This is a genomic window from Novosphingobium sp. HNCC26BN242 (assembly GCF_057180525.1).
On the sequence record NZ_JBXUGM010000001.1, the window covers coordinates 261000 to 273958 of the forward strand.

6 protein-coding genes and 1 tRNA gene are annotated in these 12959 nt (G+C 60.7%); 2 read left to right on the forward strand and 5 right to left on the reverse strand.

Annotated elements, in window-relative coordinates; genetic code table 11:
• Window positions 1–17: 17 nt before the first annotated feature.
• Complete coding sequence (locus AC2A1F_RS01225; RefSeq protein WP_484206964.1) at window positions 18–5243, reverse strand: beta strand repeat-containing protein; 5226 nt, start codon at window positions 5241–5243, stop codon at window positions 18–20.
• Between the two features lie 323 nt (window positions 5244–5566).
• On the opposite strand from AC2A1F_RS01225, the gene AC2A1F_RS01230 reads away from it, so the two are divergent.
• Window positions 5567–6229 carry a LuxR C-terminal-related transcriptional regulator gene (locus AC2A1F_RS01230; protein WP_484208139.1) on the forward strand — a complete coding sequence of 221 codons (663 nt, stop codon included), beginning with the start codon at window positions 5567–5569 and terminating at the stop codon, window positions 6227–6229.
• A gap of 121 nt (window positions 6230–6350) precedes the next feature.
• Window positions 6351–8126, forward strand: coding sequence for a sensor histidine kinase (locus AC2A1F_RS01235; protein ID WP_484206965.1), 1776 nt, complete (start codon window positions 6351–6353; stop codon window positions 8124–8126).
• 235 nt (window positions 8127–8361) lie between these two features.
• Here the strand turns inward: AC2A1F_RS01235 and AC2A1F_RS01240 are convergent, their stop codons facing one another.
• From AC2A1F_RS01240 to AC2A1F_RS01255, 4 genes are all read right to left on the reverse strand, one after another.
• Complete coding sequence (locus AC2A1F_RS01240; protein WP_484206966.1) at window positions 8362–10110, reverse strand: hypothetical protein; 1749 nt, start codon at window positions 10108–10110, stop codon at window positions 8362–8364.
• A 269-nt stretch (window positions 10111–10379) separates the two neighbouring features.
• Window positions 10380–10454 (reverse strand) — tRNA-Gln (locus tag AC2A1F_RS01245).
• A gap of 89 nt (window positions 10455–10543) precedes the next feature.
• Window positions 10544–11410 (reverse strand): glutathione-dependent disulfide-bond oxidoreductase, encoded by an 867-nt coding sequence (gene yghU / locus AC2A1F_RS01250; RefSeq protein ID WP_484206967.1) that lies wholly within the window; start codon window positions 11408–11410, stop codon window positions 10544–10546.
• 109 nt (window positions 11411–11519) lie between these two features.
• Window positions 11520–12878, reverse strand: a complete 1359-nt coding sequence (locus AC2A1F_RS01255) for a peptidylprolyl isomerase (RefSeq protein ID WP_484206968.1) — start codon at window positions 12876–12878, stop codon at window positions 11520–11522.
• Window positions 12879–12959: the final 81 nt, after the last annotated feature.

The following is a 12959-nucleotide window of genomic DNA, read 5'->3' on the forward strand; positions in this document are numbered from 1 at the left end:
ATCGTCTTTAGTCGGCGTCAGAACCGGTAGCTCAACCGGAGATTGCCATCAATCTGCCCTTCGCGCTTGGCGATGGCTCCACCCAGATTGCCGCTGATGGCCCAATTCTTGCCGATGGCAAACTCGGTGCGGGCATCGACGCGGACGGTGCCGCTATTGCCTTGCGCGGCGCGGACAGTGTGGGTCGTGGGTGTGCCAGCCATTGCCAGATCGACACTGGTGATCAGGCGGCTACGGTTGACATAGCGCGCGGACAGATCAGCAAAGCCTGTGCCTATGCGATAACGTGCAAAGCCACCGACGCCATAGCGTGTCCAGCTTTCGCGCTTGCCTGTGCCTGAAAGATTGAGCGCGGCGGCCCCGGTTTCGGCGATCCGGCCCAACCGGGTCGACACATGGTCTATGCTAACCAGCGGCCCTGCCGCCAACCCATCGTCGCCCATGCCATAACGCGCCTCGATAGTGGCAGCGGTGGTGCGCAAGGAGACATTGGCCGAGGCTGTGCGGGAGATACTGCCAAAGCCGATCTGCCGTGTGACCGCAGCATCGCTATCGGCGTAGGCGACACTGGCCACGGTGCTGAACCCTGCGCCGCCGGTGCCATAGCGGGCATACCCGCCAATGTGCCAGGCATCGGTCTTTGCGCGCGATCCGCGTGCCAGCAGATGCACGTTGCCATCCTGCCAGCCCCCGCCAATGCCGAAGGCCCACCGATTGTCAGGCCCGCGATAATCGAGGCCCGATTCCAGCCCGATGCTATCGGCGTTGCTATAAGCGCCGTTGAGATCAGTATCTGTATCGACATTCGCGCGCTCACCCAAAACGCCGCCCCACATGGCCAGTCCTTCGTCGCCTGTGGCAGCCCCACGGACGGCCATACGCCCGGCAAGCGCCATGCCTGCGCGCTGGCGGCCTGCCAGCAGTGTCGGGTAGATTTCACCCGAACTGGCATCAAAGGCTGCGCGGGCGGGATCAGCGTCAAGGATCAGGATGGCGTTGTAAACGGCCAGCGCATCGCTCCCTGCCACCCGGCCCAGGTCCTTGAGCGCCGATGACGCTTCGCTTTGGTTGAAGGTCTGCGCTACATCGGGGAATTGACGGATGACTGTGGTGGTCAGGAACGCGCCGGTCGGATCATAGCCCAAGGCAAAATCGAGAAACGCCGAAGTTTCAGTCAGCCCTGCAAAAGTGCCGGTGCGCCCGCCTGCGGCATTAACGATGCGATAGACAGTGCCGTTGGTATAGTTCACGTCCGGGTCAAGCGCAGTAACGGCCACGGTGCCGCCTTCGATCAGCGCGCGGCCACCTGCTTCGATGCGGTCAGTGGCACCGCTGGCGGCCACATCAATACGCAGTGTTGATCCGGCGCGGATGGTCAGATCGCCGGTGACATTGAATGTGCCGGTGGCTCCCGAAGCAGCGCCGGGGCTAAACGTTCCCGCCAGATCAAGGCTGCCTGCACGCCCGTTGCCGGTCAGCGTGGCAGGAGCGGCGACAGTCAGCAAACCGCCCAGCGATCCTGACAGCGCAAGGCTGCCTGCGGCCAACGTGGTGCTTCCGGCAAAGGCGCTGCTGTTGCCCGAGAAGGTGCGCGCACTGGTGCCGGTCAACCGCAAGGTGCCTGTGCCGCCGATGGTGCCTGACAGTGCAAGCGCGTTGGCTCCACTGTCGATTGTGCCGCTGCCAGTACCGATGGTGAAGCCCCGCGCAGATGTGAGCGCGGCGGTATTGCGCAAGGTTCCGCCATCAAGCGTTACTGCGCTCGCAGTCGCGCCCAAGGCGCCGTCATTGGCAATCTCAAGAATGCCGCCCGTAACGCGGGTGCCGCCCGCGTACGTGTTTGCGCCGGAAAGAATCAGCGTGCCCAGATCGGTCTTTTCCAGACGCGCCGAGCCCGTCAGCGATGACGCAACGGTTGCGGTAAAGCCTGCGCCCGCCGCCGTCCCATCGCCCACGCGCATTGTGGCAACTGTTCCATCCAGCGCCACTGCGCCGCCTTCGATGCGGTAGCCGCTGGTCGCAAATTGCAGGCCCGTCGTTGCGCGCACTGCGCCGCCGGCGTTGTCCACGGTCACTGTGCCTGCGGTGCCTGCAAAGATCAGCAATTGCGATGGATCGGCAACACCGTTGCGGCTGCCATCGGCAACGGTCCAGTTGGTGGTATCGGCGCGCCATGTGGCCGTGCCGCCATTGACCGCGCCATTGCTGGCGGTGTTTGCACCGTCCCAGAAGGTGAAGCTGGTAACCGGGGCGCTGACCAGCAAGTTCACCTGATTGGCCACAGAGGTTTGCACCGTAAGGTCTGCTGCGGTGAAGCCTTCGGGTGTCAGACCAATGCCAAGACCGTTGTCGGTCAACGCACCGTCATAGTTGATCAGGCGATAGAGGCCTGCACCAAAGCCGCCCGCATCAGTCACGTTCAGCGTGCCATCAAGCACGAGATTGCCGCCGACGTTGATTAGATCGCTGGCAATGCCTGCTGCGCCTGCCGGATCACCGAGTTGGAAGGCGAGAATGGACGCACCGGTCAGCGAGAAATCGCCATCGATAGTGAGCAAGCCAATCTGGTTTGCGGTTTGTGCTGCTGCAGCAGCCAGCCGTCCTGCGGCCTGCTGGGCAGACGCGCCGCCGGGGGCCACGATGGCATCATCGACCGCAACCGATCCGCCGATGCGGCCTGAGCCCGACAGGGTAGCAGCCGCGCCTGCCTGTAGTGTTGAAAGCGCCGAGCCTAGCGTTCCGTCAACCGCCAATTCTCCACCGGTCAGCACGGTGGTGCCATCGAACGCGGCCGAGTTCCCGGAAAGGAGCAGCTTTCCAGCCCCCTGCTTAGCAAAGACGCCGGAGCCGGAAAGACCGGTTTCGAATTCGCCGTCAAGCTCTTGCGTGAACAGCAAAGTGCCGCTGCTGCCAATGGCAATCGCGCCTTGCAGGCTGGCCGATGTGCCTTGCACCATGCCGCCGGCAATCTCGGTTCCGCCGGTGTAGCTGTTTGCGCCCGACAGGATAAGCGTGCCGCGATCTGTTTTGAGCAGGCCGGATTCCCCGGTAAGCCGGGATGCGATGGTGGTGACAAAGCCGGTGCTGGCATTGGTGCCATCGCCCACGCGGATGATGGTCTGGCCCGGCAGGGGTGAGCATTCGCCGCAAGGTTCGGTGGCCGCCAGCACGATATCATCGCCGGTCAGGGTATAGCCGGTAACGGCAAACTGCATGCCGTTTTCCAGCGTAATCGCGCCTGCTGACCCATCCACGGTGACCGTTCCGGCGCTAGCCGACGGGGTTGCGGAGACGACTTGCCTGGTGATCCGTTGCAAGTTCTGCTCCTGCTCGCTCTCGCCCGCCATGGGGCCGGTGAAGATCAGCAGGTCTTGCGGATTATAGGCCCCGTTGGCGGTGGCGGCGGTGGTGGTCCAGTTGGTGCCAGTGGCCGTCCACGTGCCGCTGCCGCCTTCGATCATGCCATTGGCGGTGGTGGCGCTGCCATCCCAGAATGGGAACGATGTGGGAACCGGCGCCGTCACGATCAGGTTAACCTGCCGCGCAACCGAGGTTTGCACTTCAAAGCCTGTGGCAGCGAACCCTGCTGGCAGCGAGCCTGCTTCCAAGCCATTGTTGGTCAGCGTGCCGCGATAATCGATCAGGCGATAGAGGCCAGCGCCAAACCCGCCCGCATTACCTACGTTCAAAGTGCCATCGAGCGTCAGATTGCCGCCCCCATTGATCGTGCCGAGCGTAATAAGGTCACTGCCAACGCCGGGGTTTCCGGGCGCGCCCAGTTCAAAATTGAGCACTGACGCGCTGGTCAGCGTGAGGCTGCCCAGCGTCAGATTGCCAACTCCGTTGCTACCCGGCGCGATGATGCCATCGGTGACTGCGACCAGAGCTTCGACCGTACCGCTGCCCCCCAGCGTGCCACCAGTTTGCACAGCGACAGTGGATGCACGAAAGCTCCCGTTTGAAAGCACGGTGCCGCCGCTGATCTCCACGCCGCCATTAACCCTGCTTCCGCCGGAATTGGCCGACGTCAGGACCGTGGTGCCAGACCGATGCAGTAATCGTCCGGCACCGCCGATGGATGCGCCAACCGTCAGGCTGGAATTGGTGTGATTGAACACCAACTGCGAATTGGGTTCGTTGAGGATAATGCTCGGCGCGATCACAGCGCCCGCCGCTGCCGCTGCGGCACCGTCAGCCGCGCCGATATTCAGCACACCGTCCTGGAACACACCTATGGCGCCGGCAGACAGACTGGTGCCGGTCAATGTTGCCAATCCGCGCACGCTGAAGTTCGAGCCGACTGTGATCGTGCTGTTTTCAGCAGCCAGCGTGCCCCCCGCGCTGATGGTCAACCCGCCTGAACTGGGCGTAGTCGTGGCAGACAATGAACCGTTGCGCACGGTGGCCGTGCCCCCCACGGTTATCGTGCCATGGCTGAAGGACCCGCCATTTTCGACCAATAAGGCACCGTTAATGCCAATGCCAAAGGCGCTGACAAACGATGAATTGGTGCCGCTCACATTGATGCTGCTGCCCACCCGAACGGTATCGGACCCGTTCCCGGTAAACCGGCCGCCATCCAGAATGTTCAGCGTGCCGCGTCCTGCATTGGCGTTAGTGCTGCCCAGCGTCAGGTTACTGGAGCCAAGATCGAGCTGCGATCCGGCCCCGGAAATCGTCAGCACGCCATTGCTGCCGGCACCGATGCCGACGTTCGTTTCGCGCGCGGTGATGCGTCCACCGCCGAGTACTTCGACGAGGCTGGTGGTTCCCTGACTGCGCGCAATTTCGAGCGGGCCAAACACGGTGACAGTCGAACCCGTGCCGACAACGCGAAGGGTACCATTGCCGCCAACGGCATTTGTTGTCTGCGAGCCGCCGACAGCCAAAACTCCGAAGTTGACGGAATCACCCACCACCAGCGTGCCACCTTGCTGGATGGTCAAACTTCCGATGTTGGACTCGCCAACGGTAACCCCTCTGGCGGTGTTGTTCTGGCCTGCACCAATCACCGGCGCGTTGGTGTTGGTGTTGATCGCCACATTGGCTGGGCTGGTTGGCACCGTGTTGGTGCTCCAGTTGGTGGCCGTGTTGTAATCCGTGCTCGTGCCACCCACCCAGTTCTGCGCCAGCGCCGCGCCCGGCAGGGTCAGCGCGCTTCCGGCCATGAGCACAGCGATCAGGCGCTGGCTGGAGTGCTGCCGATGGGCCAGTTTCGTAACTGACTTTGCGCGCGTGATCATGATGCAGTTCCCCTGTACCTTGCCGTGCCATAACCGAAAGGCTCGGCAGCCCCCCAGCCAGCAAGCGGGGCAGCAGTGGCCCGCCATTCGGCGCAAGGGTTTCGTCGGCAAGAATACTGGCCGATGCAGCATTGAAGCACATCGGCCAGACGGCTTAGCCAGATGGCTTAGGCCGTTGTCCGACGGCTATTTTGGAAATACTTCGAAATAATGGTGCGATCCGGGTGATCCTGATCACAATAGACCAATCGTCACCTTGTGTTTTTGGCCGTGCCGACATAGCTTCTGACACGCTATTCAGGGGAAATTACGTGGAAGTTTTGGTGTGCGACGATCATCCGATTGTTGCAGGTGCCATTGGCTTAATGATCGAAAATGCTTTTCAAGCAACGGTCCACATCGTCCACGATTATCTGCATGCCACGGCGATTGCTTCGAAACATTCGGATATCGGGTTGTGCCTGCTGGATATTCACATCCCCGGCGATGATGCCCGGTCAGGGATCAAGGCGCTTCAAGCGGCCCTGCCGAAGGCACGCTTTATGCTGTTTTCAGGCTCGGCCGACGAGGCGGATCTGATGCTGGCACTTGATCTGCAAATGCACGGTTTTCTACCCAAATCCTCAACGCCTCCAGTGGTTGAAGCTGCTGTGCGGCTGGTCCTGGCAGGCGGGGTCTATTTGCCCAGCGGCATCGGGGAATTGGCGATGCGCAATGCCAATGCTGCGCGTTCTGCACTTGATGCCAATCCGGTTTCTGGATCATCCACGCCGCTTGCAGAAGCAGGCCATGCGAACCTAACCGAACGGCAGATCATGGTACTCGAGCAGGTATCGGCAGGACGTTCGAACAAGGAAATTGCCCGCGAACTGGAGATATCGCCTGCGACGGTCAAGGCACATGTCGCGCAGATCATTGCCGTGCTGGGCGTTGCCAATCGCATCGAAGCAGGTGTGCGGGCGCGCGCCTTGGGGTTGATCGGCTGATCATCCATTCCTGCAGAATGACAAGCGGTAAAATGGCCTAGCCATCAGGCTTAGCTGCATGGCCGGGGTGGTTGCTTCTGTTTGAAACGCAGGCCAAACGTGGTGCGGCGGAGGGCATCGCATGAGCAAGCCGGAAACGGCTCATCCACGGCAGGCGACAGAATATCAGCGCATTCGCGCTGCTGAGTCGCGCATAGAGTTCACTGTGGCCGGGCTGATGACGTTCCTCATCGCGGGCACGTTCGTTTATGTCCATTTGCTGTTCAAGCCAGTTGTGCCGCCCGAAAACCTGATGCTGTGGACCGGCTTCATGGGCTTTGTCATCGTGCTGCTAATCGCCCTGCCGTTAACCGTGCTGATCCGCCGCCCTGATGATCTTGAACTGGCAACCGTCTGGGCGCGGGCCGGGAACGTGGTGACAGCGCTGTTCGATTTGGCCGTGGCGTCTGCAGTCTGGCTGTTTTTCCCTTATGCCAGCGAACAGTTGCAACTGCTGATGGTGGTATTCTTCTGTGCCACGATCAGCGCGCAAGTCATCACCACAGCAGAAGCCATCGGCAACATCACTTTTGCCGTAGTTGCCGTGCTTGGCTCAACCGCCGCCTTCTTTTTGCAGAGCGATTCCAGCTATGCCATATCGCTGGCGCTGTTTCTGACCGCTTATGGCCTGCTGATGATCGGAGTGGCGCTGACGCTGAAATATGCAGTGCGCAGCGCAATCAAATCCCGCCTGAAGGCAGAAGAAGCTTCGGCAGATCTGGCGGTGGCACTGGAACAGGCGCAAAAAGCGCGTGATGATCGCACCACCTTCATTGCCGCCGCCAGCCACGATCTGCGCCAGCCTCTGCAAGCTGCCATGCTGTTTTTCCAGCAACTGTCGATGAATCCGAAGGCACAATTGCGCGCCCGCGCCGAAGACGGGGTGAAGCAGGCCTTTCAGGAAGCAAATGCGCTGCTGGATCGCATGCTCGAACATCTCAGGCTGGAAAGCGGGACGATGCCGACGGCCATCTGTGCGGTTGATCTGGGGCCGCTGATCACGACGCTTGCTGCAGAACATGAAGTCATTGCCCGCAACGCCGGCATCAGGCTGCAGGCCTTTGGCGGTTCATACCGGGTGCGCACCGATCCGCACCTGCTTTCAAGGATCCTGCGCAACCTGCTGCACAATGCCTGCGCTCACGCGCAGGGCGAACGGCTTTTGATACTGACTCGCCGGATGGGAAACCGGGTGCGGCTTTATGTGATCGACGATGGCGTGGGCTTTGGCGAAAATGCCGAAGCCTGTTTCCTGCCCTACGTGCAAGGTGCCGTCGCGCGCGGAAAGGCGCAAGGAATGGGCCTTGGTCTTGCCGTCTCGCGTGAGATGGCGCGGCTTGTTGGGGGAAGCCTGGGCCTTGATCCACGCTGGACCTGCGGTGCTGCGATCTTCATTGATTTGCCGTTGCTGGCAGAAGTGCGCATGTCCCACCCCGCACGACCGGCGCGGGCTGCCGGACGGCAGGCTCTTGCAAATCTGCGCATCGTCGTGGTGGACGACGATGAAGGTGCACGTGTTGCTTTGGCAGATCTGTTGGGCCTGATCGCAGCAGAGGTCCGCTCGGTCGGTTCGTTGCGCGAACTTGAAGGGCTGGAGGATAGGCCCGCAGACCTGATCATATCCGACTGGCACCTGTCTGATGGGCAGCGTGGGGACGCCGCAGTCGCACTTGCCATGCACAAGTGGCCGGGCATTACAGCCATCTTCATAACCGGCGATGGTTCGCCAGAGACGCTGCGGAGTATGTCATCATCGAAGATTCCCGTGCTGTGGAAGCCGACCAATATCGATGATCTGGGTGAAATGGTGGGCAAACTGCTGGCGCCCGCACCAGGAGATTCGGCGCAACCAGCTTGATGAACTTGACGCTTCACACCCGCTGGGCACGGGGCCAAACCCCCAAAAAAATGTTATTGCATCGCTTTCAAATGCGGCCGTTGAATGACCAGCCCCTCTGGTCATCTGGATCGAAAGTTCGCCGCATCAGGTCTGTTTGGCTTTCTGGCGGCCGACGTGCGTTCGGACCTGACGATCCGCTAGGCGCTGATTGACCGTTTCCCATAAGTCTGCAGAATCTCCAAAGGAGGCCCCCTTACCGGGCGTGGCGCATGGCAAAGGCTGGCCAGCTTTCCGTGCCGCCCCTGCTCATCTGCGCCTCCAACAGCGCAATCGCGGTATCCACGTCGGCATTGGTTGCCCCCGTTGCCTGTGCCAATTTCAGGCCGTTGTAGAACGCTGCGGGATACTCGGTGGCATATTCATACACGCGCGGATCATTCAGCGGCTTGTCAAAACTGTACCATGGTTGCCGCGCTATATCCGCAGGAAGGCCGACTGTTTGCGCCATTTGCTGCCAATCGCTGAACCAGCGCCCTTCCAGCCGCGCTGGCAGATTGAGGAAGCAATAAGGCCCGCTTGCCAGAAAACGCCGAGCCTGAAACCGCTCTGCAAAGGCGATTTGCAATTGCGACCAACGCGGATCGTGATGCAACCGCCGCCCCCAATCCAGCGTATAGGCAATATAATTGGCGATCGATCCGGTATAAACGCCGGGCCGTTGCTGCGCCTGTATCGATGGCCAGAATGTCGGATTGGGGGAGTTATCGCTGGAATCGCCTTCCCAGAACATCCCCAATTGGCCCATCCCCGGCACCGCGAGTGCGTTTGCCGCACGGTCCAGATTGGCAGAAAGGATTGCATCAAAACGCTCTGCGGGTGGCAACCAATCAAGAGCCGGCATGGATCGTAGCAAGGCATAGGCCAACAGCAGATCACGCATTGACCACGCCCAATCACGCCCTTGCCCCTGATCCACCCATTTGCCGCTGGCGCCGCGATAATCGGGGCCAACGGTATTCAGCGCGGTGCAGGCGGAAAACACCTGCTCCTCAACGAAAAATGGATGCAATTCGGATAGCAAAGCCGGAATGAACGATGGGCACGGGCGGTGCGCATTATCGATATTCCATGCATGACCCATCCCGGGGCTGACGCTGATAATCCTCTCTTCGGGATAATTCTGGTAATATTGCTGCACCTTCAGCGGCATATTCGGTGTGTCTAGCAGCAGCGGCAATCCATCGGTCCCGCGCACATGCCACGGGACCGATGCCGCACTCAGCCCGTAATTCATGGCTATGCGCCGCAGCTCTGCGCTGCGTTCCATGATGTAGCGCGCCTGCCGGTGGACAATCGGCCCCACGTCATCGCGCAGTCCCGTCATCCCCATGGCCGGCGTCAGGCCACCTTTGTCCAGTGGAGTATAGTTGGGGATCGGGTCCATATAGGCCCATTGCGATGGCGCCTGCAGCTTGGGCCCGATGCCCCACGGCAGCAACCGGCCCTCGGCTTGCCAGCGGTTCAATTCACGGTCGGAAACAGGCCAGGTGCGCGATGCGATGACCCAGCGCTGGAAGTCGCCATGGCCATAGAGCGGGAAGCTGCGATCGAACACGCTCGCCTGATAGCTGACCGCAGGGGTCTCCGCTGCCAGATTGGTCCAGCGCTGCCGCTCTACCACCACCACATCAAAGGGCTGGCCATCCACCGGGGACGCCACCTGCAGATACCAGATCACCGCCCAAGGACCCTTGCGCAGGAACACCCGCACAGTATGCAATCCGGCGCTTTGCCACAAAGCTTCAGGATCATCGGCAATGAAGATCGTATCGCCAAGGCCCACGGGCGGCGCGGACGCAGCCATGGCGGGATCACGCGGGATTGCCCCTCCACGGGCCTGTGCTTGCGGCTGTGATGATCCGGGGAGGGGGCCGGGCGAGAAAGCGCCAGGCGCAACCAGCGCTGCCGCACCACTAGCCATCATCAAGCGGCGAGACAGCATGTTATGTTTCCACCATAGAGGCTGACCGAAAAAGAAGGCGTTTGATATCCGTAACAAGCGCCTCAGCTGTGGCGGCAAGATTCCCCGAAGCGCTGATGTAGACCGATATCACTTAGCGGCTGTATGCCAGAGCAGGCCCGCCTTTGCCCAGCAATTTGACCGACGCAGAATGGAAATTCGCGCCGCACAGCACGTCGGCACAGTCTGGTGTACCCATTGGAGCGGGCCCAACAGCGTGAGCCAGTGAAATCAGCAATGTAGCTAAATTCTGGCTGGGGCGGCAGGATTCGAACCTGCGAATGGCGGCATCAAAAGCCGCTGCCTTACCACTTGGCGACGCCCCAGCAGAGCGCGCGCTTATAACGTGGCGCGCGCAGATGCCAAGGGGCAAGAGTGGGGTTTCCCGCCTTTCCTCTCACCCCTTTCGAACAGGTCAGAATCCCTTGACGATGCCTTTCAGCGTTTCTGGCGGCAGCGTGTCGAAATCGCTGGCATCATGGCGCTCTGCCAGTCCCTTGCTGGAATTGACCAGGCGTCCGCGCAACACGCCGGGGCGCGCATCGATCTCGCCCACCCAGCGGCCGACGTGTTCGTATTCGTGCATCGACAAAAACGTGGCGGCATCGCCATAGGCTTCACCGCGGTAGATATTGCCGAACCACGTGTACGTCGCGATATCGGCAATGGTATAGTCTTCGCCCGCCAGATAGCGGCTTTCGGCAAGGCGGCGATTGGCAACATCGAACAGGCGCTTGGTCTCCATCGCATAGCGATCAATCGCATATTCGATCTTGAACGGTGCATAGTTGTAAAAATGGCCAAATCCGCCGCCGATGAATGGGGCGCTGCCCACTTGCCAGAACAGCCATGACAGGCATTCTGCGCGCGCCGGGCCGGAAGACGGCAGGAACACGCCGAACTTTTCCGCCAGATGCATCAGAATCGCCCCCGATTCGAATACGCGCACCGGCTCTGCACCGGATCGATCCACCATCGCAGGGATTTTCGAATTGGGGTTGATATCCACAAAGCCGCTGGTGAACTGATCGCCTTCGAAGATCTTGATCAGCCACGCGTCGTACTCAGCCTCGACAATGCCCAACTGGAGCAGTTCTTCCAGCATGATCGTGGCCTTCTGGCCATTGGGCGTGCCCAGCGAATAAATCTGGAACGGATGCTTGCCCACCGGCAGTTCGCGCGTGCTGGTGGGGCCGGCCACGGGCCGGTTCACGCTGGCAAAAGCGCCGCCATTGGCCTTGTCCCAGGTCCAGACCTTGGGGGGGACATAGTCTTCTGACATGGCGAGGCTCTCCGAATAATAGTTAGTGTTGCATACTATAATGCCGACACTGGCCGCCCAGCGCAAGCGCAACCGCACCCCATCATCCAACGGCAGTTAGCACCACCTGTCAGTTGTATTCGATCACCGCATCACGCCGAAGATCGCGCAGATAAGTCTGCGCGCGCTTGTTCACGCGGTCATCCTCGATCTGGGCCATCATCTCGTCAAAGTTCGGGCCATTGGCCACTTGCGGATCATCCCGGCCGCACAGCATCAGCACGCGCACGCCTTCCTCGATTGACCCGAATGGTGGCGTGGTTTGCCCCACGGGCAGGTTCAGCAGTGTATCCTGCAAGGCACCGGGCAGATCGCGCGCCTTGATCTGGTCGTTGGCTACAACCGATGCGCCGATCTTGGTGGCCTGCGTTTCGGCATCACCGCAACCCTTGATCGCCTTGACCATGGTGGCGAAGTTTGCTGCCAGTTTCGTGGCCTGATCGTTGCTTGTTCCCTTGGGGAAATCAATCGAGATCTGCTTCAGGCTAAGCAGCGCATCGCGCGGATCAGCGGTCAGCACTTGGCGCTTGTCGATCAGGTACAGGATCGAAAACCCGCCGGGAATCGCAATTGGCCCGGCCAGCTGACCGGGCGCCATGCTGGTGGCTGCTGTGGCCAGCTCGGTCGGCAACTGCGCCAGCCTGATCCAACCCAGATCGCCACCCACCGCTGCGGTAGAGGCTTGCGAATACTGGCGAGCATAGGCGACAAAGCTGCCGCCCTCTTTCAGCTGTTCAACAATCTTTTCGGCGTTCGCCTGAATTTGCGCCTGATTCACGTCGGTTGCCGCAAGGAAGATTTCGCCGATGCGGTATTCCTCGGTGCCCTTTTCGGCCTGTAGCCTTTGCAGTCGTTCCTGCACTTCGCCTTCGGAAACATTGACGAAAGGCTGCACGTTGCGCCGCAGCAGATTCTGCCACGCCAGTTCGCCCCGGATCTGCCGCTTCAGCGATGCCGGGGCCGATCCGATGCGCTCAAGATACTTGGCCATGGCCTCGGGCGATTGGCCAAAGTTCTGCGTCGCCACGCGCTCATAAGTCGCATCGACTTGCGCGTCTTCGGCCGGCACGTCAGATGCCTTGGCTTCCTGAATCTGCAACGTCTCGTCGATCAGGTTGCGCAGCACCTGCATGCGCAGGCGCTCCTTCTCCTCGGCATCAATCTTGCCGCCATTGGCCGAAATGATCAGAGCCAGCCGATGCTCCACATCGGTGCCGGTTACAATCTCGCCATTGATGATCGCCGTGGCACGCCGCACGTTGGGATCGTTCGTGCCGAAGATTACCGGATTTTCAGGGATATTGAGCGGCGCATTGGCACCTTGCGCAAGCGCGGGTGATGCGCACAAAGTCAGCGCTGCGGCGGACATCGTCGATGATCCGATTGCGCGCTTCAGCGCCTTACGGGTATTGGTCAGCTTGGACATCATGCGTGAAATTGGTCCTGTCGAACGGGCGCGTGTGATGCAGCCTCTGGCAATTCCGGCCTTCTGGTACGGGACGGCTTAACG

Bases quoted from the DNA above. Each gene is read 5' to 3' on its own strand.
- AC2A1F_RS01225 (WP_484206964.1), bottom strand. From the start codon at position 5,243: ATGATCACGCGCGCAAAGTCAGTTACGAAACTGGCCCATCGGCAGCAC.
- AC2A1F_RS01235 (WP_484206965.1), top strand. From the start codon at position 6,351: ATGAGCAAGCCGGAAACGGCTCATCCACGGCAGGCGACAGAATATCAG.
- AC2A1F_RS01240 (WP_484206966.1), bottom strand. From the start codon at position 10,110: ATGCTGTCTCGCCGCTTGATGATGGCTAGTGGTGCGGCAGCGCTGGTT.
- yghU (WP_484206967.1), bottom strand. From the start codon at position 11,410: ATGTCAGAAGACTATGTCCCCCCCAAGGTCTGGACCTGGGACAAGGCC.
- AC2A1F_RS01255 (WP_484206968.1), bottom strand. From the start codon at position 12,878: ATGATGTCCAAGCTGACCAATACCCGTAAGGCGCTGAAGCGCGCAATC.